The organism is Massilia scottii (assembly GCF_030846495.1).
Taxonomy (GTDB): domain Bacteria; phylum Pseudomonadota; class Gammaproteobacteria; order Burkholderiales; family Burkholderiaceae_D; genus Telluria_A; species Telluria_A violaceinigra.
In genome coordinates this window covers 252,339-276,045 of record NZ_JAVCWM010000009.1, presented here as the reverse complement: position 1 = coordinate 276,045, position 23,707 = coordinate 252,339, and the positions used below count along the sequence as shown (strand labels likewise).

Annotated in this window: 36 protein-coding genes; 28 read left to right on the top strand and 8 right to left on the bottom strand. The window is 60.0% G+C overall.

Annotation, left to right across the window (positions count from 1 at the left end; genetic code table 11):
- Positions 1–88 precede the first annotated feature (88 nt).
- Positions 89–1,522 carry a cell envelope integrity protein CreD gene (creD, locus tag RBA41_RS15520; RefSeq protein WP_306624952.1) on the top strand — a complete coding sequence of 478 codons (1,434 nt, stop codon included), beginning with the start codon at positions 89–91 and terminating at the stop codon, positions 1,520–1,522.
- A gap of 53 nt (positions 1,523–1,575) precedes the next feature.
- Here creD and RBA41_RS15515 read toward each other — a convergent pair whose 3' ends face one another.
- The 8 genes from RBA41_RS15515 to RBA41_RS15480 all read right to left on the bottom strand — a co-directional run bounded on the left by RBA41_RS15515 (position 1,576) and on the right by RBA41_RS15480 (position 9,929).
- On the bottom strand, positions 1,576–2,766 hold the full coding sequence (locus RBA41_RS15515; protein WP_306624951.1) for a TerD family protein: 1,191 nt from the start codon (positions 2,764–2,766) through the stop codon (positions 1,576–1,578).
- Positions 2,767–2,794: 28 nt separating this feature from the next.
- Positions 2,795–3,709, bottom strand: a complete 915-nt coding sequence (locus tag RBA41_RS15510) for an HpcH/HpaI aldolase/citrate lyase family protein (RefSeq protein ID WP_306624949.1) — start codon at positions 3,707–3,709, stop codon at positions 2,795–2,797.
- Positions 3,702–4,793: a cysteine protease StiP family protein gene (locus tag RBA41_RS15505; protein WP_306624948.1), complete on the bottom strand. Its 1,092-nt coding sequence runs from the start codon at positions 4,791–4,793 to the stop codon at positions 3,702–3,704. Before RBA41_RS15505 ends, RBA41_RS15510 begins: the two co-directional genes overlap by 8 nt.
- Positions 4,790–5,557 carry an HAD family hydrolase gene (locus RBA41_RS15500; RefSeq protein WP_306624946.1) on the bottom strand — a complete coding sequence of 256 codons (768 nt, stop codon included), beginning with the start codon at positions 5,555–5,557 and terminating at the stop codon, positions 4,790–4,792. Before RBA41_RS15500 ends, RBA41_RS15505 begins: the two co-directional genes overlap by 4 nt.
- The gene (locus RBA41_RS15495; RefSeq protein WP_306624945.1) at positions 5,538–6,701 is read right to left on the bottom strand and encodes a phosphoribosyltransferase domain-containing protein; all 1,164 of its coding nucleotides are present in this window, start codon (positions 6,699–6,701) and stop codon (positions 5,538–5,540) included. The genes RBA41_RS15500 and RBA41_RS15495 overlap by 20 nt, the downstream gene beginning before the upstream one ends.
- A gap of 2 nt (positions 6,702–6,703) precedes the next feature.
- The gene (locus RBA41_RS15490) at positions 6,704–7,738 is read right to left on the bottom strand and encodes an ATP-grasp domain-containing protein (protein ID WP_306624944.1); all 1,035 of its coding nucleotides are present in this window, start codon (positions 7,736–7,738) and stop codon (positions 6,704–6,706) included.
- Between the two features lie 38 nt (positions 7,739–7,776).
- Positions 7,777–9,111 carry a VWA domain-containing protein gene (locus RBA41_RS15485; RefSeq protein ID WP_306624942.1) on the bottom strand — a complete coding sequence of 445 codons (1,335 nt, stop codon included), beginning with the start codon at positions 9,109–9,111 and terminating at the stop codon, positions 7,777–7,779.
- A gap of 242 nt (positions 9,112–9,353) precedes the next feature.
- A complete protein-coding gene (locus RBA41_RS15480; RefSeq protein ID WP_306624941.1) occupies positions 9,354–9,929 on the bottom strand; it encodes a TerD family protein in 576 nt (191 codons plus the stop codon).
- 254 nt (positions 9,930–10,183) lie between these two features.
- Here RBA41_RS15480 and RBA41_RS15475 point away from each other — a divergent pair, with 254 nt between their 5' ends.
- From RBA41_RS15475 to rpsD, 27 genes are all read left to right on the top strand, one after another.
- The gene (locus RBA41_RS15475; RefSeq protein ID WP_306624940.1) at positions 10,184–10,687 is read left to right on the top strand and encodes a hypothetical protein; all 504 of its coding nucleotides are present in this window, start codon (positions 10,184–10,186) and stop codon (positions 10,685–10,687) included.
- A 270-nt stretch (positions 10,688–10,957) separates the two neighbouring features.
- A complete protein-coding gene (gene rplC / locus RBA41_RS15470; RefSeq protein WP_099873834.1) occupies positions 10,958–11,614 on the top strand; it encodes a 50S ribosomal protein L3 in 657 nt (218 codons plus the stop codon).
- 2 nt (positions 11,615–11,616) lie between these two features.
- Entirely contained in the window at positions 11,617–12,237 is a 621-nt protein-coding gene (gene rplD, locus RBA41_RS15465) for a 50S ribosomal protein L4 (protein WP_099873835.1), read from the top strand.
- Positions 12,234–12,551: a 50S ribosomal protein L23 gene (gene rplW, locus RBA41_RS15460; protein ID WP_054265822.1), complete on the top strand. Its 318-nt coding sequence runs from the start codon at positions 12,234–12,236 to the stop codon at positions 12,549–12,551. The genes rplD and rplW overlap by 4 nt, the downstream gene beginning before the upstream one ends.
- Complete coding sequence (gene rplB, locus RBA41_RS15455; RefSeq protein ID WP_054265823.1) at positions 12,551–13,378, top strand: 50S ribosomal protein L2; 828 nt, start codon at positions 12,551–12,553, stop codon at positions 13,376–13,378. Before rplW ends, rplB begins: the two co-directional genes overlap by 1 nt.
- Before the next feature lie 9 nt (positions 13,379–13,387).
- A complete protein-coding gene (gene rpsS, locus RBA41_RS15450; RefSeq protein ID WP_054265824.1) occupies positions 13,388–13,663 on the top strand; it encodes a 30S ribosomal protein S19 in 276 nt (91 codons plus the stop codon).
- Complete coding sequence (gene rplV, locus RBA41_RS15445) at positions 13,660–13,992, top strand: 50S ribosomal protein L22 (RefSeq protein WP_181002795.1); 333 nt, start codon at positions 13,660–13,662, stop codon at positions 13,990–13,992. The genes rpsS and rplV overlap by 4 nt, the downstream gene beginning before the upstream one ends.
- 9 nt (positions 13,993–14,001) lie before the next feature.
- The gene (gene rpsC, locus RBA41_RS15440) at positions 14,002–14,850 is read left to right on the top strand and encodes a 30S ribosomal protein S3 (protein WP_054265826.1); all 849 of its coding nucleotides are present in this window, start codon (positions 14,002–14,004) and stop codon (positions 14,848–14,850) included.
- Between the two features lie 2 nt (positions 14,851–14,852).
- Positions 14,853–15,272 (top strand): 50S ribosomal protein L16, encoded by a 420-nt coding sequence (rplP, locus tag RBA41_RS15435; protein ID WP_054265827.1) that lies wholly within the window; start codon positions 14,853–14,855, stop codon positions 15,270–15,272.
- Positions 15,273–15,284: 12 nt separating this feature from the next.
- The gene (gene rpmC / locus RBA41_RS15430) at positions 15,285–15,476 is read left to right on the top strand and encodes a 50S ribosomal protein L29 (protein WP_054265828.1); all 192 of its coding nucleotides are present in this window, start codon (positions 15,285–15,287) and stop codon (positions 15,474–15,476) included.
- A complete protein-coding gene (gene rpsQ / locus RBA41_RS15425; protein ID WP_054265829.1) occupies positions 15,473–15,745 on the top strand; it encodes a 30S ribosomal protein S17 in 273 nt (90 codons plus the stop codon). The genes rpmC and rpsQ overlap by 4 nt, the downstream gene beginning before the upstream one ends.
- A gap of 436 nt (positions 15,746–16,181) precedes the next feature.
- Positions 16,182–16,550, top strand: coding sequence for a 50S ribosomal protein L14 (gene rplN, locus RBA41_RS15420; RefSeq protein ID WP_008444317.1), 369 nt, complete (start codon positions 16,182–16,184; stop codon positions 16,548–16,550).
- A gap of 9 nt (positions 16,551–16,559) precedes the next feature.
- Positions 16,560–16,874 carry a 50S ribosomal protein L24 gene (rplX, locus tag RBA41_RS15415; protein WP_106756344.1) on the top strand — a complete coding sequence of 105 codons (315 nt, stop codon included), beginning with the start codon at positions 16,560–16,562 and terminating at the stop codon, positions 16,872–16,874.
- 6 nt (positions 16,875–16,880) lie between these two features.
- Positions 16,881–17,420 (top strand): 50S ribosomal protein L5, encoded by a 540-nt coding sequence (rplE, locus tag RBA41_RS15410; RefSeq protein WP_054265831.1) that lies wholly within the window; start codon positions 16,881–16,883, stop codon positions 17,418–17,420.
- Between the two features lie 4 nt (positions 17,421–17,424).
- Positions 17,425–17,730, top strand: a complete 306-nt coding sequence (gene rpsN, locus RBA41_RS15405) for a 30S ribosomal protein S14 (RefSeq protein ID WP_054265832.1) — start codon at positions 17,425–17,427, stop codon at positions 17,728–17,730.
- 14 nt (positions 17,731–17,744) lie between these two features.
- Positions 17,745–18,140 (top strand): 30S ribosomal protein S8, encoded by a 396-nt coding sequence (rpsH, locus tag RBA41_RS15400; protein ID WP_054265833.1) that lies wholly within the window; start codon positions 17,745–17,747, stop codon positions 18,138–18,140.
- A 12-nt stretch (positions 18,141–18,152) separates the two neighbouring features.
- Positions 18,153–18,686, top strand: coding sequence for a 50S ribosomal protein L6 (gene rplF / locus RBA41_RS15395; protein ID WP_099873837.1), 534 nt, complete (start codon positions 18,153–18,155; stop codon positions 18,684–18,686).
- Positions 18,687–18,697: 11 nt separating this feature from the next.
- On the top strand, positions 18,698–19,060 hold the full coding sequence (gene rplR / locus RBA41_RS15390) for a 50S ribosomal protein L18 (protein ID WP_054265835.1): 363 nt from the start codon (positions 18,698–18,700) through the stop codon (positions 19,058–19,060).
- Positions 19,061–19,072: 12 nt separating this feature from the next.
- Entirely contained in the window at positions 19,073–19,591 is a 519-nt protein-coding gene (rpsE, locus tag RBA41_RS15385) for a 30S ribosomal protein S5 (protein WP_054265836.1), read from the top strand.
- A 10-nt stretch (positions 19,592–19,601) separates the two neighbouring features.
- Positions 19,602–19,790 carry a 50S ribosomal protein L30 gene (gene rpmD, locus RBA41_RS15380; protein ID WP_054265837.1) on the top strand — a complete coding sequence of 63 codons (189 nt, stop codon included), beginning with the start codon at positions 19,602–19,604 and terminating at the stop codon, positions 19,788–19,790.
- Between the two features lie 28 nt (positions 19,791–19,818).
- Positions 19,819–20,250 carry a 50S ribosomal protein L15 gene (gene rplO / locus RBA41_RS15375; protein WP_054265838.1) on the top strand — a complete coding sequence of 144 codons (432 nt, stop codon included), beginning with the start codon at positions 19,819–19,821 and terminating at the stop codon, positions 20,248–20,250.
- A gap of 32 nt (positions 20,251–20,282) precedes the next feature.
- Entirely contained in the window at positions 20,283–21,617 is a 1,335-nt protein-coding gene (gene secY / locus RBA41_RS15370) for a preprotein translocase subunit SecY (protein WP_306624938.1), read from the top strand.
- A gap of 36 nt (positions 21,618–21,653) precedes the next feature.
- The gene (gene infA, locus RBA41_RS15365) at positions 21,654–21,872 is read left to right on the top strand and encodes a translation initiation factor IF-1 (RefSeq protein WP_005663428.1); all 219 of its coding nucleotides are present in this window, start codon (positions 21,654–21,656) and stop codon (positions 21,870–21,872) included.
- A gap of 37 nt (positions 21,873–21,909) precedes the next feature.
- Positions 21,910–22,023 carry a 50S ribosomal protein L36 gene (gene rpmJ / locus RBA41_RS15360; RefSeq protein ID WP_010394471.1) on the top strand — a complete coding sequence of 38 codons (114 nt, stop codon included), beginning with the start codon at positions 21,910–21,912 and terminating at the stop codon, positions 22,021–22,023.
- A gap of 28 nt (positions 22,024–22,051) precedes the next feature.
- Entirely contained in the window at positions 22,052–22,417 is a 366-nt protein-coding gene (gene rpsM, locus RBA41_RS15355) for a 30S ribosomal protein S13 (RefSeq protein ID WP_054265840.1), read from the top strand.
- A 12-nt stretch (positions 22,418–22,429) separates the two neighbouring features.
- Positions 22,430–22,834, top strand: coding sequence for a 30S ribosomal protein S11 (gene rpsK, locus RBA41_RS15350; RefSeq protein ID WP_008444339.1), 405 nt, complete (start codon positions 22,430–22,432; stop codon positions 22,832–22,834).
- Between the two features lie 229 nt (positions 22,835–23,063).
- Positions 23,064–23,687, top strand: a complete 624-nt coding sequence (rpsD, locus tag RBA41_RS15345; protein WP_054265841.1) for a 30S ribosomal protein S4 — start codon at positions 23,064–23,066, stop codon at positions 23,685–23,687.
- Positions 23,688–23,707 lie beyond the last annotated feature (20 nt).

Below are 23,707 nucleotides of genomic sequence, written 5' to 3'. Positions count from 1 at the left end.
AAACTTTCATGCGGGCGACTTCACACGCAGCGCATACCCAGCGCATACACGCTCCCTACACTGGCTCCACCACCAATCGGGAGCCTTCATGCAAAAAACACTGCTGTACAAAATACTCGCCATCCTGGCGCTCACCCTTGTGATCTGCCTGTTACTGGCGATGATCCAGGGCACCATCCACGACCGCTCCGAATTCCGCGCCGAGGCCGTGGCCAGCATCGCCGCCGATTCGGTGCGCGAACAGTCGATCATCGGTCCCGTCATGGTCATCCCGTACACCGATGAGTTCGATGTGACCGTGCCCGCCACCACCGATGCCGCCAGCAAGACCGAAACGGTGCGGCGCTCGGTCAGCCGGGTGCACCTGGTGTTTCCGAACCAGTTGACGGTCGATGGCCGCTTCGATACCGATTACCGTTACCGCGGCATCCACCGGGTCTTGTATTACAGCGGCCAGCACGCGCTGTCGGGCGACTTCGACCTGCCGCTCAAGTCTTCCCTGCCGCGCACCAACTCGCTCTCGCGCATTACCGTGGGCCAGGCCAGCATCGCGGTCGGGATCGAGGATGTGCGCGGCATCCGCAATATTCCGACCATTACCTGGGGCAAGCAGCCGATCGAATTCCAGCAGGGCACCGGCAGCATCGCCCTCGGCAGCGGCTTGCATGCCGATCTGCCGCCCATGGACATGGAGCAGAGCGGGCGCGTCAACTTCGCGTTCAACCTGGGCCTGGACGGCATCGAACGCCAGCATTTTTCGCCCGTCGCGCGCAATAACCAGATCACGCTGGCATCGAAGTGGCCCCATCCGCAATTCGGCGGCCGTTTCCTGCCGTCGACCAAGGACCGCAGCATCAGCGACGATGGCTTCAAGGCCAACTGGTCGATCTCTTCGCTGTCGACCGCCACCCAGCAGCAGTTGCGCGCCCTGCAGGAAGGCAGCGCGCCGGCCGCCAACGCCACCCCGGCCGAGCGCATCGCCGCCGCCGTCGCCGTGGGCGGCGGCACCGACCCGCGCGCCGACCGCTTCAGCGTGGCCTTCATCGAACCGGTGAATGTGTATTCGCTGGCCGGGCGCGCCACCAAGTACGGTTTGCTGTTCGTGGCGCTGACCTTTGCCGCGTTCTTTATTTTTGAAATTCTCAAGCGCCTGCCGATTCACCCGGTCCAGTACCTGCTGGTGGGGCTGGCGCTGGTGCTGTTCTTCCTGCTGCTGGTGGGCTTGTCGGAACATATCCCGTTCGTCACGGCGTACCTGATCGCCAGCACGGCCTGCATCCTGCTGCTGGGTTTTTACCTGAGTTTCGTGCTGCGCAACCGGCTGCGCGGACTGGGTTTCGGCGTGGCGCTGACCGTGCTCTACGGCGCGCTGTATGGCTTGCTCAGCTCGGAGAACAATGCGCTGGTGCTGGGCAGTATCCTGCTGTTCGCGGTACTGGGCGCGATCATGGTCGCTACCCGCAAGGTGGACTGGTATCAGGTCGGCAAGACCGAGCCGGTCGCGGCCGGGGAAGTGAACTGAGCAACAGCCGCCGGCCGGCCCGAGGGCGGGACCGGCGGCGCGCGCACCTGGTCTTAGTTCTTCGAGCCGGTGGTCCAGCGCAGGCCGAAGCCGAAGCGCCGGTCCATCAGCTCGTGCCCGCTTTCGCGGCCTTGCTGCGAGAAATATTCGGCCAGCTTGGTCACCTGCATGCTGCCGCCGCGGTTTTCGATCATGGCAATGGCGCACATCATCTGGTTGCCGCCCTGGTCGAGCCGCACTTCGATCGGTGCCTGGTCGGGCATGTTGATGGTCGCCACGCCATCGGTGGCGGCCCAGTTCGGCGCGCCTTCGTAGATGAAGGCGAAGATCAGGGCCCGCTTCATGTCGTGGAAGTGGTCGCCGTTGATGGCCAGGTTTTCGCCTTCGGCCGAGCGCCCGGTGCGGTCGTCGGCCGCCAGGCGCATGTAGGGCGGACGGTCGAAGTCGCCCCAGGCGTTGCCCAGCGCCTGTACCAGGCCCGGACGGCCATCGGCCAGTTCGTACATGCAGCCCAGGTCGAGGTCGATGCCCTTGCCGGCGCCGCCGCTGGCGCCGCGGTTCCAGTTCAGGTTGACGTGGATGCGCCCGAAGCCCTTGCTGCCGCCGCGCTTGTCGAGCGAGACCTTGTCGCCGCGCTTGTCGAGCGTGACTTTCGACAGCGATACCGTTTTTTGCTGCTGCTGCTGCTGCTGCTGCTGTTGCTGCGGCGCGGGCGGCACCGGCACGTTCGCCGGCGCCGCCTCGGTGCCGCCGAAATGCTTGAGCAGGGCCGACAGGCCGCCATTAAACCCCTGGCCGACCGCGCCGAAGCGCCAGATGCCGTCTTTACGGTAAATTTCGCCGACGATGACGGCTTTTTCATCCTGGAAATCGGCGCCCGACCAGGGGAATTGCACGCTGTCGCCCAGCTTCAGGCTGCTGGCGCCCACCTTGCGCATGGTGCCGCCGCCGTCGATGGCGGCCACGAACACCAGCTTGGCGACCGAGGCCGGCAGCGCGTCGAGGTTCACGGCGAAGCTGGCGCCACGCCCGCCCAGGGTCATCCTGATTTCATTGGCGGGGCTGGCCAGCTGGTTGTAGAACACCATGTAGCGCTCGTCCGAGAGCTTGTCGGCGCTGTCCAGGCCGAAGCAGGAGATGTCGATCACCATGCCGGCGGTGTCGATATCGAGCACCACATTGAAGGGCGCTGCCAGGCCGAGGTCGGCCAGCTTGCCTTTTTGTCCGCGCGAAAAATTTGTCACGATAGCGTCCTTTTCACTCAAATCAGGTTCAAAGTTCCCGTGGAATTGCCGAGCTCATCGGAGGGTGCTCATGATGAGCGCCAAACACGTTCGACTGTTCGATGGTGCGTTCGGCCCAGGCGCGGTGGGTGGCCACTTCGCACATCGAATTATGCATCTTGAACACGGCCGGCGCGTCGACGTCGAGAATGGCCCTGGCCGCCGCCAGGTCGTTCGGCTTGACCCGGTAATGCTGCTCGATCGGCGCGATCTGGCTCGGGTGGATGGCGGTCTTGCCGACCATGCCGTGGGCCAGGTCTTCGGCCACTTCCTGGTCCAGCAGTTCGGGCAGGTCGAGGTGCTCGAACACGGGCGCGGTCAGCACGAAGCCGTACGGACGGAAGGTGGTGACCAGGCGCGCGATCACCGGCCCCAGGGGAGTGCGGTACAGAGTCATGGTGCGCGGACGGCGCAGGCCCAGCAGGGCCAGCAGGTCGTTGCCGCCGATGCGCAGCGCCAGGATGCGCTGGCGCACGCCCGGCCCTTCGAGCATCTTGCGAAATTGCCGCATTTCCCAGTCGTTGAACACTTCGGCCGTTTCCAGCGTGGGCATGAGCATGTGATCGGTATTGCGGATCTGCTTGAAGTAGGCATCGAAGTTGTAGCGCGTGGCCTTCGGGATCACGAAGCCGGCCAGCTTGTCGGCGCCCGGCATGGCCAGCACGCGCGCCATCACTTCGGGATTGCGCACGCGCACGAAGCGCTCGGCCACGCCCTCGGTCCGCATATTGGCCAGCACCACGGACAGGTTGAACAGCGCCCAGCTCAGGTCGGCGTCGGCGACCGCGTCCTCGGTGCAGAAAATCAGCGAGCGCACGTGCCCCATGCGCTCGCCATTGGCCACTTCCATCAGGTATTTGTGATTCGCCGGCACGTACAGCGACGCTCCCATCGACTTAACCATCCAGTGCACTCCTGATCAATGAAACGGCGTGATACGGCAACGCGCGGTCGACGATCACGGGGATATTCTTTTCCTGCGCCAGCAGGGCCAGGTGGGCCACGTCGGGCGCGCCGGCGTCGCGCAGGATCAAGAGCCGCGGGCTGCGGCGCAACAACACGCGGGTCGCTTCGCCGATGCCGGGCTTGATCATGTTGACGTCGGTAATGCCATGCTGGTCCAGCGCGGCCAGCATGTAGGCGCGCGAAACGGCGCCGGCCTGTTCGCGGTCGACCGCCTGGACCTGCTGCGCGCCGCCGGCCGCGGCGATGTCCAGCGCGGCGGCCACCAGGCCGTCGGCGAAGCTTTGCGACTGGTCGTGCGCCTCGAACTGCTGATAGTACACGCAGCCGTGGAAGTCGCCCGGGCCGATCGCTTCGTTCAGGATCGAGCGGCTGATCAGGCCGGACACGGTGGCGTTCAGTATGCTCGACGGAATCAGATAGTCGTCGCAGGAAGCGGCGCAGGCGGCGCTGCCGGCCAGGTCGGACAGCACGTACAGGCCGCCGTCAATCGCCGTGCCGCGGCGGGTGTTGAATTCATCGATGGCGGCCGACAGCTCGCGTGAAATCACGCCCTTGCCGGTCCAGCCGTCGATGAAGACGATCGATTCGGGCGCGTGGCCCTGCGCCAGGATGTGTTCGAGCGCGACCAGGTCGATGCCGCGGTCGCGGATGATCGAGACCGAGTAATGGGTGCTGGCGCGGGCGTAGACCTTGGGCAGCAGGCTGTTGAGCACCACGCCGACCGGGGTACCGGCGCGCGCCAGCGAGACCAGGGTCACCGGGCCGCTGCGGCGCTGGGCGATCAGGCCGGCCAGGGTCAGGCAGTCGCGCGCCATGCGCGCCGTGTTGGCGGCGCATGCTTCGCGAAATACCGCCAGGTAGCGTTCCGACGGCAGCGATTCGGGCGAGAGCATTTCGCTGTAGTGGCGCTGGCCCGACTGGATCAGGAATTCTTTTTCCGGGACATCGACGAAGTCCTGCATCGCCAGCGGCTTGAGCAGGAAGCTGACGTCTTCCGAACGGTAACTGCCGGAAAAATTCATAGGGTCTCCAGGGTCAGGCCGGCGAGCTGGGTGCGGCTCGGCACGATGGCGTAGTCGCAGGCGGCCATGAAGCGCGCGTCCGATTTGCTGTCGCCCATGCCGAAGGTCAGGATATCGCCATGTTCGGCGCGCAGGCGCGCGCTCACGTGCGCCACCGCGTGCGATTTGTTCAGCGCTTTCGGCAAGATCGCCAGGTTGTTGCCGTTGCGGTGGATGAAGTAGTCGCGATTGCCGTCGTCAATCCATGGTTGGACCACGTCGCGCTCGATCGGCTCCAGCTTGGCCGCGATTTTTTGCGGGTCCTTGACCACCAGATAGAAGGGCGTGCCGAAATCCTCGATCAGGCGCGCGCGGTTGCCGAAACCGGTGCGCTCGGCCCAGGCGTCGATCAGCCCGGCTAGTTCCCGCAGGCCGGGCAGGGCGGCTTGCATGGCGCCGCGCATGTGCTCCAGCCATTCCTGGTCGACGCTGCCGTCGGGCAGCAGGATGATGCCGCCGTAGTCGAGCACGGCATAGCTGTGGAAGTCGATGCCCACCCTCTGGAACGCGTTCAGGTTGCGCGCCGTGGTGGGGATCATCGTCATGCCATCCTGGGCAAAGGCGAGAAAGGCGCGCTGGCCGGGCGTGGTGTAGGAGATCGGGCTGCCATCCTTGAGGAAGGCGGCCGCTTCGATCGGCAGGCCGCGGCCCTCGCACTTTTCCAGCGACTGGAACAGGGTGTCGTCCAGGTCGGCGAACAGGAATTTATGAAACTTCTTCAACATGGGTCTCGGTCTTAAAGTGGAGAAGACGCGCTTTGAGCGTGTCTGCAAGGTCCAGCAGCGCCTGTTTTGGCGCAGTTTCGTGGCAAATGAATACGTGCTCGTATTGGCCGGGGGTGACGTTATACAGGAAATTGGCGACACCCTCGCCATAATTGTCCGGGAACGTGAGCGCGGCTGTCACCGCGCCCCAGGTCAGGATCGGCGAGCGTGTGGTCGATTGCACAACGACGTTCACGCCCAGTTGTTCCAGGGCCGCGCCGAGCAGGTAGGACGGGTGCATGAATTCGCCCGTGCCCAGCACCAGCACGCGCTCGCCCGGCTTGACATCGCCCGCCAGGCGTTCGGCCAGGCCACCTGGCACGGTCAGGGCGCGGTGCAGGCCGTAGCGGCCGAACTCGCCGCTGGCACCACGGTCGGCGGAGGCATCGAACAGCTGGGCCGGGGCGCTGGCGCTGGCCAGCTGGCCGGGCGTGAAACGGTATTCGCCGCTGACCGGGGCGCCCATCGTCACCGGCAGGCCGAAACGCTCGGACAGGGCGGCGGTGGCGGTGGCGCCCATGAAGTTGGTGATCGTCGCCAGGTGCACGTGGGCGATGCCGGGATTGAGCTTGCGGCAGGCGTCGGTCAGGTTGAGGAAGGTGTTGCCGGTGCTCGCTTCATCGTCGACCAGCACCAGCGCCTTGGCATTGAGGAGCAGCTCGCGCGTGTGCGCGTCCGGCGGCATGTGCAGGAACTGGCGCGGGGCGTGGCTGTGCGCTTCCTCGAATTCGATGATGGGGGCGGCGCCGACCCGGTAGCGCGAGGTGTGCAGGAACAGGCCTTCGCGCCCGGGATGGGCGGCCAGCCAGGCTTCGAACACGCCCTGGCCCAGGCCGATGGCGGTTTCGGCCATGGCGATGAAGACCACCGGGCCGGGCAGTTCAGGCACGGTGTCGGCCAGGCTGGCGTGGACCTTGCGCATCATGCCCGGGGTGACCGGCCAGTGCTTGCCCAGCACCTTGCTCAGGAACAGGAAGCCGCGCTTGGCGTTGGCGCGCGCGGCAAAGCCCATCACGTCGTCCAGCGCAAACTGACTGTCGTGGATGTCGAGTTCGAGTTCGCCCGTGGGCAGGCTCAGGCGATGGCGCTCGGGTGCTTGCAGCATGCTCACACCAGGTCCACCGAGGTCAGCTCGGCCGGGGCAGTCAGTTCGGCCACGCGGATGCCGTCGCGCACCGGCGGCACGGCGACCTTGTCGAAACCGTCGGCGAAGCCGCACAGGGCGATGTAGGGCAGGTTGGGGCCGGCCACGCAAGCCATGCCGATGCCGCCCGACATGCGCGGGTTGATTTCGAGCAGGTGCAGCTTGCCGTCGCCTTCGCGGAACTGGACGTTGAACACGCCGTTCAAGCCATGGATGCGGGCCAGTTCGGCGGTCGCTTCCATGATGTCGTCGCGCATGTCGATCAGCTGGCCGCGGCCGGGCTTCATCGGCTTCTTGCGCGCCACCGCGCACACCAGGCGGCCATGGTCGCCCACGCAGTCGACGCTGTATTCGACGCCGTCGAGGTAGGCCATCAGCAGCATGGTGCGAAATTCGCCCAGCTCGGCCAGGCCGCGGCGCATGTCGTCGCGGCCGATATGGTATTCGGCGCCGGCCAGCAGCAGGGCGGCGCTGCTGCGTTCCTCGTCGAGGATGGCAAAGCCCAGGCCGTACACCGAGCGCGAGGGCTTGACGCACAGCTTGGGGTAGCGCGCGCGCAGCTCGGCGTAGGCGGCGTCGAACTGGGCGACGTTGTCGAACACGCGGAATTCGGCCACCGGTGCGCCGGCCAGGTTGGTGGTGGCGTAGAAACGCGCCTTGTCGTGGATCAGTTCGAGCTGTTCCTGCGAGGCGGCGCTGAGCACGCGCGTGCCCTGGGCTTCAAAGCGCGCGTGCGCGCTGGCCAGCTCGCTCGACAGGCGGCCGGGGATGAAGATGTCGACCTGGTGTTCGCGGCAAAAGTCCAGGCACCAGCCGATGTAGGCCTCGTTGTCCAGGCCGGTCGGCTCGACGAAGAATTCGTGGGCGACGCGCCCGGCGACGGCGTGCGGATTGGCATTGGTGTAAATGAGATGGAAACGGCCTTCCAGATCGGCTTCGCGGATGAGGCCGATTGCCGCGTACACGGACGAGAACGTCCTGTTGAACCAGACACGCATGTTTGCTTTCTTATTGAATCGTAATTGTTGCCGTCGTACTAAGCGAGCAGGCGGTGTTGTTTGGCCAGTTTTATCCAGCCCGGGTATTCTGCCATGAGCAGGTCGTACAGCTCGGAATCGGAATGTTCGTCGGGCGAGCTGACCGAAAAGTAGCCGGCATTGTCGACCAGGCGTCCGGAGAGCTCGTCGAGCTGTTCCAGGAAGGGGAAGTCGGAGTCGGCGAACTGGAACAGTTTCTTGCTTTTCGATTTCTTGCCCTTGCCGATGCCCATGAATTGCCAGAAGATCGGTTCGTAGCTAGCCCAGCGCAACTGTTTCTCGGTGAGCGGCTTGTCGGAGGTGCCGCCATCGGTGACGAACATGACGAACACCGGCAGCGGGGCCGACACCGCGCTCTTGCGCTCGCCACCCTGGGAATCCGGAAAGTAAAAGCGGCGTACCGCTTCCATCGCGCGGCCGTAGCGGGTGTCGCCTTCGAGCGGGTGGGCTTCGACGACGTCGCGGATGTAGGCGCGCGCGTTGCCGAGGTTCATGGGCGCCGGCTGGTGCACTTTCGACCCGAACAGGAAGACATCGATTTCGCCATCGTCGTCGAACTTGCAGCCCAGGGCCAGGATGCGGTCGGCGAATTGCTGTACCAGCCCCTTGCGGTAGAGGGTGCCCATGGAGCCGGAAATGTCGAGTACCAGCGCGACCTTGGCGCGGTGGTTGGCCAGGCCCGCTTTTTCCAGCGAGACGGTGGCATGCTTGACCAGGCTGACCAGGTGGGGCGCTTTGCTTTCGATGCGTTTTTCGAGCGAGATGCGGCCTGGTTCGGCAGCCGGGCGCGGCGCCGGCGCGGCCACCGGAGCGGGGGCGGCCACGGCACCGCCGAAGTGGGCCACCAGCGCGTCGAGGCCGCCGTTGAAGCCCTGGCCGACCGCCATGAAGCGCCACTGGCCATCCTTGCGGTACAGATTGCCCAGCATGATGGCGCGTTCCCGGGCGAAATCGGCGCCGGAAAAGGCGAAGCGCGCTTTTTCGTCGGTGCCGGCGAGCAGGCGCAGGTAGCCGCTGGTCAGTTGCGACATGGTGCCGTCGCCGTCGACGCTGGCGGTGATCGCCAGCTGGTCGATGTTGGCCGGCAGCAGGCGGGTATCGATGCTGAAACCGAGCAGGTCGCCGGGGACGTCGATCAGTTCGGCGCCGCCGCAGGGCGTGCGCGGCTGGTTGAAGAAGGTCATGTACGACTCATCGAGCAGCTTGCCGTCGGCGCCGAGGCCGAAGCAGGCGAAGTCGAGCCGCAGGCCGGCGGCGTTCAGGCCGATGTCGATGCGGCCGTTGGGGGCAATGGTGGCCAGCGGCAGACGCTGCCCGCGAGATAAGTTTTCCATGGTGTCCGTTCGAAAGGTGCAGGTATATGGAGATCGATGAGCTTGGAACCGTCGTCGCTGGCACTGCCAGAACCGACGTCGCGCCGAGTGCCGCCTTGGCGCGGGAAGTCATTTCTGCCAATGGCAGCAATGACAAGGCAGAGGGCGGCGCTTATACATACGCACCCTCCACACGTCACAACGCCCGCAAGGCGCCGCCCTGGGGCAGCCATCCTTGCGGGCGAGGACCAGCGGGTCGTGCTTTACGCGTTGACGCCGAACGACTTGGCCAGTGGCCCCAGGCCGCCCTTGAAGCCCTGGCCGATGGCCTTGAACTTCCATTCCGCGCCGGCGCGATAGAGCTCGCCGAAGATCATGGCCGTTTCGGTCGAGCCGTCTTCCGACAGGTCGTAACGGGCCAGTTCCTTGTCGCCGTCGGCGTTCAGGCAGCGGATGTACGCCTTGCCGACCATGCCGAAGTTCTGCTTGCGCGCTTCGGCTTCGTGGATGGTCACGCAGAACGAGAGCTTGTCGATCTCGGCCGGCACCGCGCTCAGGTCAACCATCACCTTCTCGTCGTCGCCTTCGCCCGCGCCCGAGGTGTTGTCACCGCCGTGCACGACCGAACCGTCGCTCGACTTGAGGTTGTTGTAGAAAATGAAGTCGGCGTCGGCGCGGACCTTGCCGTCGGCCTTGAGCATGAAGGCGCTGCCGTCGAGGTCGAATGCGCTGCCGTCGGTCGCGCGTGGATCCCAGCCGAGGCCGATGACGACCTTGGTCAGTCCCGGAGCTTCTTTGCTCAGGTTGACGTTGCCGCCTTTTTGCAAACTGATTGCCATGTATAACTCCTTGTAACGGTTGAGGGACACTTCACGCCAACGCTGTGGCGCTCGATAACAAAATTACAGTGTTGCAATTTCCGGTCGTAATATACAACGTGCTTGCCAGCCTGTATATGGGCGCACTTGATTCGTAGGCAAGCCTTATATTTTTGTTTTGAGGTTTTCCGGTCACGCCGACTGGGCGTTGCTGGACAGAAATCACCGCTGGCCATAAACTGGCGAGGTTACCCAGAAGCTTCGCCACCCTGTCCATGACCCCAGATCTTGCTATCCGCCGCTCCATCCGCAAGGTCACGCATGCCGACTTTGCCTCCTATCCCATCTGGGAATGGGCGATCGATGAAGAGGTCAACCTGGGCAATGGCGAGTCCTTCGTGCGCCCGACCAGCCTGGACGCGGTGCCGCTCGACCCGCTCGGCCACTATATTGTGGCGGCCAACACCACCCTGAGCGACGGCGTGATCCTGCCTTCCTGCGTGGAAGTGAGCATGCGCGGCAAGAAGCAGCATATCGAGCCGATGTTCGTGTTCCTGCTGGACCGGCACCTGGATTTTGCCGGGGTGGAAACCACCGCGCTGCTGAGCCGGTACACCAAGCGCGTGAATATTTATCCGGTGCGCTGGGAAATGGCCGTGCCGATGGCGGGCGAAACGCGCCTGCGCACCGGCAAGGTGCGGCGCGGGCTGTGGGAGCGGCTGATGCAGTTCTGGCTGCGCTTGCGGATCGGGTCGGGCGGACAGCCGCTGGCGCGGTAGCGGGAATGACGGGGGGGGCGAAACCAGTTGGCTTTACCCGCTTTCCAACGCTGCTGATCCCGTAAAACACCCCGCTTGCGCCCCTCGCAACACCCCCCGCATCCTCCGCAGTACAACACATCGACATACCTCCAACTAAGTTGTTGCGTCAAGCCTTTTTGCATGCTATCCTAGCCGGCTTCGGTATGGATTCGTGTGTTTTTGAATCTGTCCTTTACTTGGTAGTTAAACAGTCAGCCCCGCCCAATCGCAGGTGGGAATGGAGAAAAAATGAGCCTAGGCCTTCTCGGTCGCAAGGTTGGAATGATGCGCATCTTTACGGATGAAGGGGATTCGATCCCTGTCACCGTTCTGGACGTGTCGAACAACCGTGTCGCACAAATCAAAACCCCTGAAACAGATGGTTACTCCGCTGTTCAGGTCGCATTCGGTCAACGTCGCGCTTCCCGCGTGAACAAAGCTGTTGCGGGTCACCACGCCAAAGCTGGCGTCGAAGCCGGTACCATGTTGCGCGAATTCCGCGTCGACGCTGGTAAAGCTGCCGAACTGAAAGCTGGCGACGTTGTCGCCGCTTCCCTGTTCGAAGTCGGTCAGAAGATCGACGTCCAAGGCGTCACGATCGGTAAGGGTTACGCCGGCGTCATCAAGCGTTACCACTTCGCTTCCGGTCGCGCAACGCACGGTAACTCGCGTTCGCACAACGTTCCAGGTTCCATCGGTATGGCGCAGGATCCAGGTCGTGTTTTCCCTGGTAAGCGCATGACCGGTCACCTCGGTGACGTGAATCGTACCGTACAGAATCTCGAAATCGCCCGTATCGACGCCGACCGTCAGCTGTTGCTGGTCAAAGGTGCCGTACCAGGTGCGAAAAATGGCCAGGTGATCGTTTCGCCAGCCATTAAATCCAAAGTTCAGAAGGGAGCTTAATTATGGAACTCAAGCTTCTGAATGAGCAAGGTCAAGCAGGTTCGAACGTCGCCGCAGCCGATACCGTTTTCGGTCGTGACTACAACGAAGCGCTGATCCACCAGATCGTCGTCGCCTACGCTGCCAACGCACGTAGCGGTAACCGCAAGCAGAAAGATCGTGAAGAAGTTCACCACACGACCAAGAAGCCATGGCGCCAAAAAGGTACCGGCCGCGCGCGTGCTGGTATGTCGTCCTCGCCACTGTGGCGCGGCGGCGGTCGGATTTTCCCGAACTCGCCTGACGAAAACTTCACCCACAAAGTGAACAAGAAGATGTACCGCGCAGGTATCTGCTCGATCTTGTCGCAACTGGCACGCGAAGAGCGTCTGGTCGTGGTTGAGGGCATGAACCTGGATGCGCCAAAGACCAAGCTGCTGTCGCAAAAGCTGCAGGGCATGGGCCTGGAATCGGTCATGATCATCACCGACAAGCTCGAAGAAAACCTGCTGCTGGCATCGCGCAACCTGCCGAACGTGCTGGTCGTCGAGCCGAAGCACGCTGATCCGATGTCGCTGGTGTTCTACAAAAAAATCGTGGTCACCAAAGCAGCACTGGCCATGATCGAGGAGATGTTCGCATGAGCGGCGTAATCAAATTTTCCGAAGAGCGCCTGATGAAGGTGCTCCAGGCGCCAGTCATTTCCGAGAAGGCCACCATGGTCGCGGAAAAGAACGAGCAGATCGTGTTCCGCGTATTGCCGGATGCGACCAAGCCTGAAATCAAGGCAGCCGTTGAACTGTTGTTCAAGGTTGAAGTGCTGTCGGTGCAGACAGCCAATCGCGAAGGTAAGCAAAAGCGTTCGGGCCGTTTCAATGGCCGTCGCAACCATACCAAGCGTGCTTTCGTGTGCCTGAAGCCTGGCCAGGAAATCAACTTCTCCGAGGAGGCTAAATAATGGCACTCGTAAAGATGAAACCAACCTCGCCAGGCCGTCGCGGCATGGTGAAGGTTGTGAACCCGGACCTGTACAAAGGTCGTCCGTTCGCAGCCCTGGTTGAAAAGAAATCGAAAACTGCCGGCCGTAACAACAACGGTCACATCACCACCCGCCACATCGGCGGTGGTCATAAGCAGCACTATCGCCTGATCGACTTCAAGCGTCAGAAGGATGGTATTCCGGCAAAGGTCGAGCGTATCGAATACGATCCAAACCGTACCGCGAACATCGCCCTGCTGTGCTATGCAGACGGTGAGCGCCAGTACATCATCGCAACCAAGGGCATGTCCGTTGGCGATTCGGTGATGAATGGTTCGGAAGCGCCTATCAAGTCGGGCAACTGCCTGCCTATCCGTAACATCCCAGTCGGCACCGTGATGCATTGCGTCGAGATGCTGCCAGGTAAAGGTGCCCAGATGGCACGTACCGCCGGCGCTGGTGTTGTTCTGATGGCGCGCGAAGGTACCTACGCTCAAGTGCGTCTGCGCTCGGGTGAAGTGCGCCGCGTGCACATCGAATGCCGTGCAACGGTTGGCGAAGTCGGTAATGCCGAGCACAGCCTGCGCAAGATCGGTAAAGCTGGCGCGATGCGCTGGCGCGGTGTTCGTCCTACCGTTCGCGGTGTGGTCATGAACCCGGTCGATCACCCGCACGGTGGTGGTGAAGGTAAAACCGCAGCTGGTCGTCATCCAGTGTCGCCTTGGGGCCAACAGACGAAGGGTAAGAAGACGCGCCGTAACAAGCGTACGACTTCGATGATCGTCTCGCGCCGCGGCAAGAAATAAGGATAAGACATGACACGTTCATTGAAAAAAGGGCCGTTTATCGACGCCCACCTGGTGAAAAAAGTCGAAACCGCGCAAGCGAACAAAGACAAAAAGCCAGTCAAAACCTGGTCGCGCCGTTCGACGATCTCGCCAGACTTCATCGGCCTGACGATCGCAGTGCATAACGGCAAGCTGCACGTGCCGGTATACATCTCCGAGAACATGGTTGGTCACAAGCTCGGCGAATTCGCACTGACCCGTACGTTCAAGGGCCATGCCGCTGACAAGAAGGCGAAGAAATAATGGAAACCAAAGCTATCCTCAAAGGTGTGCGCCTGTCCGACCAAAAAGGTCGTCTGGTTGCCGATCTGATCCGTGGCAAGAAGGTTGATGCAGCACTCAACATCTTGCAGTTCAGCCCGAAAAAAGGTGCAACGATCATCAAGAAGGTTCTGGAGTCCGCGATCGCGAACGCCGAGCACAATGATGGCGCTGACATCGACGAGCTGAAGGTCGTCCAGATCTACGTTGAAAAGGGCCCGATCCTGAAGCGCTTCACTGCACGCGCTAAAGGCCGGGGTGATCGCATCTCAAAACAATCCTGTCACATCTACGTGACTGTCGGCAACTAAGGGGTCACGATGGGACAGAAGATTCATCCAACAGGCTTTCGCCTGTCAGTAACCCGTAACTGGGCATCGCGTTGGTACGCGGGCAATGGTAACTTTGCCCAAATGCTGAACGAAGATCTCAAGGCACGTGCGTTCCTGAAAAAGAAACTGAAGAACGCCTCGGTTGGCCGCATCGTCATCGAGCGTCCTGCCAAGAACGCGCGCTTCACGATCTACAGCTCGCGTCCAGGCGTGGTCATTGGTAAAAAAGGCGAAGACATCGAAGTACTGAAGTCGGCGCTGACCAAGATCATGGGCGTTCCCGTGCACGTGAACATCGAAGAAATCCGCAAGCCGGAAATCGACTCGCAGCTGATCGCCGATTCGATTTCGCAGCAGCTGGAAAAGCGGATCATGTTCCGCCGCGCCATGAAGCGCGCGATGCAAAACGCCATGCGTCTGGGTGCCCTGGGCATCAAGATCATGTCGTCGGGCCGCTTGAACGGTATCGAAATCGCCCGTAAAGAGTGGTATCGCGAAGGCCGCGTGCCTCTGCACACCCTGCGCGCCGATATCGACTACGGTACCAGCGAAGCAGCAACGACCTACGGCATCATCGGCGTCAAGGTCTGGGTATACAAGGGTGACCGCGCGCCAAATGGCGATGCACCAGTCATCGATACCCCGGCCGACGAGAAGAAGAGCCGCGGTCCGCGCCGTGACGATGGCAAGCCAGCAGGCCGTCCGCGTCCAGCCGGTGCTCCAGGCCGTCCAGGTTCAACCCCAACTGGCGCTCCAGTCGTCCGTGCTCGTCCTGCAGTCGCAGTGAAGAAGCCGGAAGCGGCTGCTGCTGCACCAGCTGAGAAAGCAGGAGAATAATCATGCTGCAACCAGCACGCAGGAAGTATCGTAAAGAGCAGAAAGGCCGTAACACCGGCATTTCGCACACCCGCGGCACCGCTGTCTCGTTCGGTGAATTCGGTCTGAAGGCAGTTGCCCGCGGCCGTATCACAGCACGTCAGATCGAAGCAGCTCGTCGTGCCATGACCCGTCACATCAAGCGCGGTGGTCGTATTTGGATCCGTATTTTCCCGGACAAGCCAATTTCGAACAAGCCAGCTGAAGTCCGTATGGGTAACGGTAAAGGTAACCCGGAGTACTACGTCGCTGAAATTCAGCCAGGCAAGGTACTGTACGAAATGGACGGCGTCGATGAGACGCTGGCCCGGGAAGCGTTCCGTCTGGCCGCCGCCAAACTGCCACTGGCGACGACGTTTGTCATCCGCCAAGTCGGCCAATAAAAGGAGTCGTATATGAAAGCAACAGAACTCCGCGGCAAAGACCAGGCAGCTCTCCAGAAAGAGCTGAATGATTTGTTGAAGGCACAGTTCGGCATGCGCATGCAAATCGCTACGCAACAGCTGAGCAACACTTCGCAACTCAAGAAGGTACGCCGCGACATCGCGCGTGTGAAGACTGTCATGAACTCGAAGGAAGCCAAATGACCGAAACTACTAAAGTCGCCCTGAAGCGCACCTTGGTCGGTAAAGTGGTTTCCGACAAGATGGACAAGACTGTTACCGTCCTGATCGAGCGTCACGTCAAGCACCCGTTGTACGGCAAGATCATCATGCGTTCGAACAAGTATCACGCGCATGACGAGACCAACTCGGTCAAGACCGGCGATACGGTCGAGATCCAGGAAGGTCGTCCGATCTCGAAGACCAAAGCTTGGACTGTTACGCGTGTCGTGCAAGCGGCGCAGGTAATCTAAATCGTTGCGGGACAGGGCATGGTTCATCGCCGTTGCCCTGTCCTCAACTGATCAGATAGGTTGCGGGACAGGGCGGGGTTCATCGCTTTCGCCCTGTCCTCAACTGACTAGAGACGGAGGGACGGTCCAGGCGCAAGCGGGGCGGTTCTTCCAGTAAGACCAGTGGTGCCGGATGGGGGTGTTGCACATTTGTTGTGCAGCAGCCAGCTTCCGGATAAAAGTTCTTGCGGGCCCGCCAGTATTGTGTGATACTAGCGGGCTTCGTTCATGTAACGCCGCATTTATCAGTCACCCCGGTGGCAGCGGCCTGCAACGAAAGTTTTTGGAAAGTCCATCACCCAATCAATCGACCCAGCAGGGGAGGTTGGCGGGACCAAGACTGACCGCAGGCCCACATTGTGGGGATTCTTCGGCTTAAGTTGGGAAAGAGAATACTATGATTCAAACTGAAAGCCGGCTCGAAGTAGCCGACAATACAGGTGCCAAGGAAGTCATGTGCATCAAGGTATTGGGCGGTTCCAAGCGCCGTTATGCTGGCATTGGCGACGTGATCAAGGTAACCGTCAAGGTTGCTGCGCCACGCGGCCGTGTCAAAAAAGGTGAAATTTATAACGCTGTGGTTGTGCGTACCGCTAAAGGTGTGCGCCGCCAAGACGGCTCCCTGGTGAAGTTCGACGGCAATGCTGCTGTTTTGCTCAACGCCAAGCTCGAGCCGATCGGTACCCGTATTTTTGGACCAGTCACGCGCGAACTGCGCACTGAAAAGTTCATGAAGATCGTGTCCCTGGCACCTGAAGTCCTGTAAGGAGTCGTAATGGATAAGATTCGTAAAAACGACGAAGTCATCGTTCTGACCGGGAAAGACAAGGGCAAACGCGGTGTTGTTCAGCAACGTATCGATGCTGAGCATGTCGTGGTTGAAGGCGTCAACATCGCTAAAAAAGCGACCAAGCCGAACCCAATGACCGGTGTAACTGGTGGTATCGTCGACAAGACAATGCCGATTCACGTGTCCAACGTTGCATTGTTTAATGCAGCGACTGGCAAGGCAGACCGCGTGGGCTTCAAAGACGTAGACGGCAAGAAAGTCCGCGTTTTCAAGTCCTCCGGCGAAGTAGTGAAGGTTTAAGACATCATGGCCCGTCTCCAAGCATTTTATAAAGATAAGGTCGTTGCCGACCTGGTCGCCAAATTTGGCTACAAATCGGCAATGGAAGTGCCGCGCCTGACCAAGATCACCCTGAACATGGGTGTTGGTGAAGCAATCGCCGACAAGAAGGTTCTCGAGCACGCTGTCGCCGATCTGACCAAGATCGCCGGCCAGAAGCCAGTGACCACCAAGTCGCGCAAGGCAATCGCGGGTTTCAAAATCCGTGAAGGCTATCCAATCGGTACCATGGTCACCCTGCGTGGTGCCCGTATGTACGAATTCCTGGATCGCTTCATCACCGTGGCCCTGCCGCGCGTGCGTGACTTCCGTGGCGTCAATGGCCGTTCGTTCGATGGCCGTGGCAACTACAACATCGGTGTCAAGGAACAGATCATTTTCCCTGAAATCGAGTACGACAAGATTGACGCGTTGCGCGGTATGAATATCAGCATCACGACAACCGCCAAGACCGACGACGAAGCGAAAGCTCTGCTCGCCGCCTTTAAATTTCCGTTCAGAAACTGAGATCATGGCAAAACTAGCACTGATTAACCGCGAACAGAAGCGTGCAGACCTGGTGGAGAAATTCGCCCCGAAGCGTGCCGCTCTGAAAGCCATCATCGACGACCAGTCTAAGTCGGAAGAAGAGCGCTATGAAGCCCGTCTGAAGTTGCAGGCATTGCCGCGCAACTCGGCCCCGACCCGCCAGCGTAACCGCTGCGCCGTGACCGGCCGTCCACGTGGCACATTCCGTAAATTCGGTCTGGCCCGTATCAAGCTCCGTGAATTTGCCATGCGTGGTGAGATTCCGGGTATGACTAAAGCAAGCTGGTAATAGGAGAATATGCAATGAGTATGAGCGATCCTATCGCCGATATGCTGACCCGCATTCGCAACGCACAAGGTGTCCAAAAAACGACCGTGGCCATGCCATCGTCGAAAGTTAAAGTAGCGATTGCTGTCGTCCTCAAGGACGAGGGTTACATTGAAGATTTCGCCGTCACCGCAGCTGGTGGCAAGGCGGAACTGAAGATCGGTTTGAAGTATTACGTTGGCCGTCCCGTCATCGAGCGTTTAGAGCGTGTGTCCCGTCCGGGCCTGCGCGTCTACAAAGGCAAAGATGACATCCCTACCGTGATGAATGGCCTGGGTGTGGCGATCGTGTCGACCCCGCAAGGCGTCATGACGGACCGCAAAGCACGCGCCACCGGTGTCGGCGGCGAAGTTATTTGCTACGTGGCTTAAGGAGTATCGACAATGTCCCGAGTAGCTAAAATGCCGATCGCTGTCCCAGCTGGCGCCGATGTGGCGATCACTGCAGCAGCGATCACCGTCAAGGGCCCGCTGGGCACCATGACCCAGGCCCTGAACGGCCTGGTAAAAGTAGAAAACAACAATGGCACGCTGAGCTTCGACGTCGTCGACGACAGCCGTGAGTCGAACGCGATGTCCGGCACCTTGCGTGCCCTGGTCAACAATATGGTGACCGGCGTGACCAAAGGCTTCGAGAAGAAGCTGTCCCTGGTCGGCGTGGGCTACAAAGCCCAGGCCGCCGGCGACAAGCTGAACCTGTCGCTGGGTTTCTCGCACCCTGTTGTGCATTCGATGCCAGCAGGCGTGACTTGCGCCACCCCAACCCCGACCGAAATCATCATCAAGGGTATCGATCGTCAACAGGTTGGTCAGGTCGCTGCAGAAGTGCGCGCTTACCGCTCCCCTGAGCCTTACAAAGGCAAGGGCGTCCGCTATGTGGACGAAGTGGTTAAGCTTAAAGAAACCAAGAAGAAATAATAGGGCTGACCATGGACAAGAAAGAATCACGTCTGCGTCGTGGACGCCAGACCCGCATCAAGATCGCGGAACTGAAAGTAAATCGTCTGTCGGTACATCGTACCAACCAGCACATTTACGCCAACCTGATCAGCCCGGACGCGAAAATCCTGGTGTCGGCGTCCACCGCCGAAGCCGAAGTTCGCGCCGAACTGGCAGGCAAGTCCGGCAAGGGTGGCAATGCCGCCGCTGCCGCACTGATTGGCAAGCGCGTCGCCGAGAAAGCACTGAAAGCAGGGATTACCGAAGTTGCGTTCGACCGCTCCGGTTTCCGTTACCACGGCCGTGTGAAGGCGTTGGCAGAAGCCGCGCGTGAAGCCGGTCTGAAGTTCTAAGGAAGAATCGTCATGGCAAAAATGCAAGCGAAAATGCAAAGCGACAAGCCGGATGATGGCATGCGCGAAAAGATGATCGCGATCAACCGCGTGACCAAAGTGGTCAAGGGTGGTCGTATCATGGGTTTTGCAGCACTGACCGTTGTGGGCGACGGCGATGGCCGTATCGGCATGGGCAAGGGCAAATCGAAAGAAGTGCCAGTGGGCGTGCAGAAGGCAATGGAAGAAGCCCGTCGTAACCTGATCAAGGTTCCTCTGAAGAACGGTACTTTGCACCACACAGTCACCGGCCGTCACGGCGCATCGAAAGTAATGATGATGCCTGCCAAGCCTGGTACCGGAGTCATCGCGGGTGGCGCAATGCGCGCTATCTTCGAAGTCATGGGCGTAACCGATGTCGTGGCGAAATCCACGGGCTCGTCGAACCCTTACAACCTGGTCCGCGCTACCCTGGACGGTCTGTCGAAAATGAGTACTGCAAGCGACATCGCCGCCAAGCGCGGCAAGTCGGTTGAAGACATTCTGGCTTAAGGCGGACAAAATGACACAAGCTACCAAAACAGTCAAAGTTCAGTTGGTCATGGGCCTGATCGGCACGCGCGAATCGCATCGCGCTACCGTTCGCGGTCTGGGTCTGCGTCGCGTCAACTCGGTTTCCGAGCTGGAAGACACCCCTTCGGTGCGCGGCATGATCAACAAAGTTTCGTACCTCGTTAAAGTTGTTTCGTAAGCCTTCGGGCTTATGAACGGAGAAAACAATGGAATTGAATACAATTCAACCAGCTGAAGGCGCCAAGCATTACAAGCGCCGCGTAGGCCGTGGTATTGGTTCGGGCATCGGTAAAACCGCTGGCCGTGGCCACAAAGGTCAGAAGTCGCGTTCGGGCGGTTTCCACAAGGTCGGCTTCGAAGGCGGTCAGATGCCTCTGCAGCGCCGTTTGCCCAAGCGTGGTTTCAAGTCGCTCAATGCAACGTTCAAGGCTGAAGTGCGTCTGTCCGACTTGAACAACCTGGCGGTCGGCGATGTCGACATCCTGGTGCTCAAGCAAGCAGGCGTTCTGCAAGTGCTGGCGCGCGATGTGCGCGTGATCCTGTCCGGCGAGATCACCAAAGCGGTGAACCTCAAAGGCTTGAAAGTAACGGCAGGCGCGAAAGCGGCCATCGAAGCAGCTGGCGGCACGGTAGCGTAAGTTGCAGGCTAACAGCTTGATCGGAGCATAAATTGGCGACTAATTCACAACTTGGTAAAAGTGCAGCGTCCGGTTTCCCCTGGAGCCGGCTCTGGTTTTTGCTCGGCGCATTGGTCGTGTACCGTCTGGGTGCCCATGTCCCTGTTCCAGGGATCAACCCAGAGGAACTGGCAGCGACGTTTAGCAGGAATCAAGGCGGCATCGTGGGCATGTTCAACATGTTCTCCGGTGGCGCGCTGGAGCGCGCGGCAGTATTCGCACTCGGTATTACGCCGTACATTTCGGCTTCGATCATCATGCAGCTGGCCGGCCTTGCAGTTCCGGCCATCGAGGCATTGAAGAAAGAAGGCGAATCCGGGCGCCGCAAGATCACGCAGTACACGCGCTACTTCACGGTGGTGCTGGCACTGTTCCAGGCGATGGCGATTGCCGTGGCATTGGAATCGCAGCCGAATCTGGTGGTCGAGCCTGGCATGGCTTTCCGGTTCGTGGCGGTGGTATCGCTGTTGACCGGTACGATGTTCTTGATGTGGCTCGGCGAGCAAATTACCGAGCGTGGTCTGGGCAACGGTATTTCGATCATCATCTTTGCCGGCATTGCCGCTGGCCTGCCGTCGGCGCTGAGTAGTCTGTTCTCGCTCGTGTCCAGTGGCGCTATCGGCAACCTGTCAGCGATCTTTATCGTGATCCTGGTCGGATTCGTTACTTTTGGTGTTGTTTTTGTTGAACGTGGCCAGCGCAAGATCCTGGTCAACTATGCGAAGCGCCAGGTTGGCAACAAAGTCGTTGGCGGTCAGACCAGCCATCTGCCTTTGAAGCTGAACATGGCCGGCGTGATCCCGCCGATCTTCGCATCGTCGATCATCTTGTTCCCTGCCACCATCGTGGACTGGTTCACGAAGGGCAAAGACTCCAGCAGCCCAGTGATCGGCTTCCTGAAAGACTTGGCGGCATCGATGGGGCCAGGCGAGCCTATCCATGCTCTGTTGTATGCAGTGGCAATCGTATTTTTCTGTTTCTTCTATACGGCGCTGGTCTTTAACAGCAAGGAAACAGCGGATAACCTGAAGAAGAGCGGTGCTTTCGTGCCGGGGATTCGTCCCGGCGACCAGACGGCGCGCTATATCGACAAGATCCTGATGCGCTTGACACTGGCCGGTGCGGTGTACATCACTTTAGTGTGCTTGTTGCCGGAATTTATGCAAGCCCGTTGGAAAGTGCCATTCTACTTTGGCGGTACTTCCCTGTTGATTATTGTGGTTGTCACCATGGACTTCATGGCTCAAGTACAAAACTACGTCATGTCGCAGCAATATGAATCGCTGCTGCGCAAGGCAAATTTCAAGGGCGGAATTCCGACGCGCTAACCGGCGGTTACCGCGAACCAGGAGTGTACAGACCGAATGGCAAAAGACGACGTCATACAAATGCAGGGCGAGATTCTTGAGAATCTCCCTAATGCAACGTTTCGAGTAAAGCTGGAAAACGGGCACGTGGTGCTCGGACACATTTCGGGTAAAATGCGGATGAACTACATCCGCATCCTGCCCGGCGACAAAGTCACGGTGGAGTTGACGCCGTACGACCTGAGCCGGGCCCGCATCGTGTTCCGGACCAAGTAAATTTAAGTAATCAATCCGAACATAAGAGAGTGCAAATATGAAAGTTCTCGCATCAGTCAAGCGGATCTGCCGCAACTGCAAGATCATCAAGCGCAAAGGCGTCGTCCGCGTAATCTGCGTGGAACCGCGTCACAAGCAGCGTCAAGGTTAATTTAACGTTATTTATTGAGGAATAACGAATGGCACGTATTGCAGGGGTTAATATCCCCAATCATCAGCACACCGTAATCGGCCTCACGGCTATCTACGGTGTTGGCCGCCCGCGCGCACAGAAGATCTGCGCACAAACGGGTGTTGCGACCAATAAAAAGGTCAAGGACCTGGACGACAGCGAACTGGAAAAACTGCGTGATGCCGTCGGCACTTTCGTAGTCGAAGGCGATCTGCGTCGTGAACTGTCCATGAACATCAAGCGCTTGATGGATCTGGGCTGCTACCGCGGTATGCGTCACCGTAAGGGTCTGCCTTGCCGCGGCCAGCGTACACGCACCAATGCCCGTACTCGCAAGGGTCCGCGCAAGGCCGCACAATCGCTTAAGAAATAATAGGACAACACCATGGCTAAGCAACAAAGCAGCGCCGCAGCAGCGCGCGTTCGCAAAAAAGTTAAAAAGAACGTCGCTGAAGGCATCGCACATGTCCACGCATCGTTCAACAACACCATCATCACGATCACCGATCGTCAGGGCAATGCCCTGTCGTGGGCGACGTCCGGCGGTGCTGGCTTCAAGGGTTCGCGTAAATCGACCCCGTTCGCAGCGCAGGTTGCGGCTGAAGCAGCAGGCAAGGTCGCTGTCGAATGCGGCGTGAAGAACCTCGAAGTACGTATCAAGGGCCCAGGTCCTGGTCGTGAATCGGCTGTTCGCGCTTTGAACAACCTGGGTATCAAGATCACCGAAATCCAGGACGTGACGCCAGTGCCGCACAACGGCTGCCGTCCACCAAAGCGTCGTCGTATCTGATACGGCCCGCTGGCGACCGGAACGTTGTTTCCGGCCGTTCGTTGTAAATTAGTCGTTGATGATCGCCGGCGCAGTCCCCGAATAGGGTATACTGCCCGGCTGTTGTCGCCTGCCGCGTTCTCGCGTGCGGGTTTATTGTCAGCCACCGTCCGACGCTGTTGGGTACGGACTAGCGCCTGGCCAGCATCACAGGATGCCGCCGGGGCGTCATTATTCTAAAGGAAACATTGTGGCACGTTATATCGGACCTAAAGCAAAACTGTCCCGCCGTGAAGGTACGGACCTGTTCCTCAAGAGCGCACGTCGTTCGCTCGATTCGAAATGCAAACTGGACGTCAAGCCAGGCCAGCACGGTGTCAAATCCGGTGCCCGCACGTCGGACTACGGCAACCAGCTGCGCGAAAAGCAAAAAGTCAAGCGCATGTACGGCGTTCTCGAGCGTCAGTTCCGCCGCTACTTCGCTGAAGCAAACCGTCGCAAGGGCAACACCGGCGAAGCGCTGCTGCGTTTGCTGGAAGCGCGTCTCGACAACGTTTGCTACCGCATGGGCTTCGGCTCGACCCGCGCTGAAGCGCGTCAGCTGGTCAGCCACAAAGCGTTCACGGTCAACGGTAACGTTGTGAACATCGCTTCGTACGCTGTCAAGACCGGCGACGTCATCGCTGTTCGCGAAAAGTCGAAAAAGCAAGTGCGTATCGTTGAAGCCCTGTCGCTGGCTGAACAAGTCGGTATGCCTAGCTGGGTTTCGGTTGACTCGAAGAAAATGGAAGGCACCTTCCGTTCGTTCCCAGAGCGTAACGAGATCGCTAACGACGTCAACGAATCGCTGATCGTCGAACTGTATTCGCGTTAATACTCGGCTCGATTGCGCGG

Excerpts from the sequence above, each read along its gene's own strand:
- creD (WP_306624952.1), top strand. The coding sequence starts at position 89 with ATGCAAAAAACACTGCTGTACAAAATACTCGCCATCCTGGCGCTCACC.
- RBA41_RS15510 (WP_306624949.1), bottom strand. The coding sequence starts at position 3,709 with ATGGTTAAGTCGATGGGAGCGTCGCTGTACGTGCCGGCGAATCACAAA.
- RBA41_RS15505 (WP_306624948.1), bottom strand. The coding sequence starts at position 4,793 with ATGAATTTTTCCGGCAGTTACCGTTCGGAAGACGTCAGCTTCCTGCTC.
- RBA41_RS15500 (WP_306624946.1), bottom strand. The coding sequence starts at position 5,557 with ATGTTGAAGAAGTTTCATAAATTCCTGTTCGCCGACCTGGACGACACC.
- RBA41_RS15495 (WP_306624945.1), bottom strand. The coding sequence starts at position 6,701 with ATGCTGCAAGCACCCGAGCGCCATCGCCTGAGCCTGCCCACGGGCGAA.
- RBA41_RS15490 (WP_306624944.1), bottom strand. The coding sequence starts at position 7,738 with ATGCGTGTCTGGTTCAACAGGACGTTCTCGTCCGTGTACGCGGCAATC.
- RBA41_RS15485 (WP_306624942.1), bottom strand. The coding sequence starts at position 9,111 with ATGGAAAACTTATCTCGCGGGCAGCGTCTGCCGCTGGCCACCATTGCC.
- RBA41_RS15480 (WP_306624941.1), bottom strand. The coding sequence starts at position 9,929 with ATGGCAATCAGTTTGCAAAAAGGCGGCAACGTCAACCTGAGCAAAGAA.
- RBA41_RS15475 (WP_306624940.1), top strand. The coding sequence starts at position 10,184 with ATGACCCCAGATCTTGCTATCCGCCGCTCCATCCGCAAGGTCACGCAT.
- rplC (WP_099873834.1), top strand. The coding sequence starts at position 10,958 with ATGAGCCTAGGCCTTCTCGGTCGCAAGGTTGGAATGATGCGCATCTTT.
- rplD (WP_099873835.1), top strand. The coding sequence starts at position 11,617 with ATGGAACTCAAGCTTCTGAATGAGCAAGGTCAAGCAGGTTCGAACGTC.
- rplW (WP_054265822.1), top strand. The coding sequence starts at position 12,234 with ATGAGCGGCGTAATCAAATTTTCCGAAGAGCGCCTGATGAAGGTGCTC.
- rplB (WP_054265823.1), top strand. The coding sequence starts at position 12,551 with ATGGCACTCGTAAAGATGAAACCAACCTCGCCAGGCCGTCGCGGCATG.
- rpsS (WP_054265824.1), top strand. The coding sequence starts at position 13,388 with ATGACACGTTCATTGAAAAAAGGGCCGTTTATCGACGCCCACCTGGTG.
- rpsC (WP_054265826.1), top strand. The coding sequence starts at position 14,002 with ATGGGACAGAAGATTCATCCAACAGGCTTTCGCCTGTCAGTAACCCGT.
- rplP (WP_054265827.1), top strand. The coding sequence starts at position 14,853 with ATGCTGCAACCAGCACGCAGGAAGTATCGTAAAGAGCAGAAAGGCCGT.
- rpmC (WP_054265828.1), top strand. The coding sequence starts at position 15,285 with ATGAAAGCAACAGAACTCCGCGGCAAAGACCAGGCAGCTCTCCAGAAA.
- rpsQ (WP_054265829.1), top strand. The coding sequence starts at position 15,473 with ATGACCGAAACTACTAAAGTCGCCCTGAAGCGCACCTTGGTCGGTAAA.
- rplN (WP_008444317.1), top strand. The coding sequence starts at position 16,182 with ATGATTCAAACTGAAAGCCGGCTCGAAGTAGCCGACAATACAGGTGCC.
- rplX (WP_106756344.1), top strand. The coding sequence starts at position 16,560 with ATGGATAAGATTCGTAAAAACGACGAAGTCATCGTTCTGACCGGGAAA.
- rplE (WP_054265831.1), top strand. The coding sequence starts at position 16,881 with ATGGCCCGTCTCCAAGCATTTTATAAAGATAAGGTCGTTGCCGACCTG.
- rpsN (WP_054265832.1), top strand. The coding sequence starts at position 17,425 with ATGGCAAAACTAGCACTGATTAACCGCGAACAGAAGCGTGCAGACCTG.
- rpsH (WP_054265833.1), top strand. The coding sequence starts at position 17,745 with ATGAGTATGAGCGATCCTATCGCCGATATGCTGACCCGCATTCGCAAC.
- rplF (WP_099873837.1), top strand. The coding sequence starts at position 18,153 with ATGTCCCGAGTAGCTAAAATGCCGATCGCTGTCCCAGCTGGCGCCGAT.
- rplR (WP_054265835.1), top strand. The coding sequence starts at position 18,698 with ATGGACAAGAAAGAATCACGTCTGCGTCGTGGACGCCAGACCCGCATC.
- rpsE (WP_054265836.1), top strand. The coding sequence starts at position 19,073 with ATGGCAAAAATGCAAGCGAAAATGCAAAGCGACAAGCCGGATGATGGC.
- rpmD (WP_054265837.1), top strand. The coding sequence starts at position 19,602 with ATGACACAAGCTACCAAAACAGTCAAAGTTCAGTTGGTCATGGGCCTG.
- rplO (WP_054265838.1), top strand. The coding sequence starts at position 19,819 with ATGGAATTGAATACAATTCAACCAGCTGAAGGCGCCAAGCATTACAAG.
- infA (WP_005663428.1), top strand. The coding sequence starts at position 21,654 with ATGGCAAAAGACGACGTCATACAAATGCAGGGCGAGATTCTTGAGAAT.
- rpmJ (WP_010394471.1), top strand. The coding sequence starts at position 21,910 with ATGAAAGTTCTCGCATCAGTCAAGCGGATCTGCCGCAACTGCAAGATC.
- rpsM (WP_054265840.1), top strand. The coding sequence starts at position 22,052 with ATGGCACGTATTGCAGGGGTTAATATCCCCAATCATCAGCACACCGTA.
- rpsK (WP_008444339.1), top strand. The coding sequence starts at position 22,430 with ATGGCTAAGCAACAAAGCAGCGCCGCAGCAGCGCGCGTTCGCAAAAAA.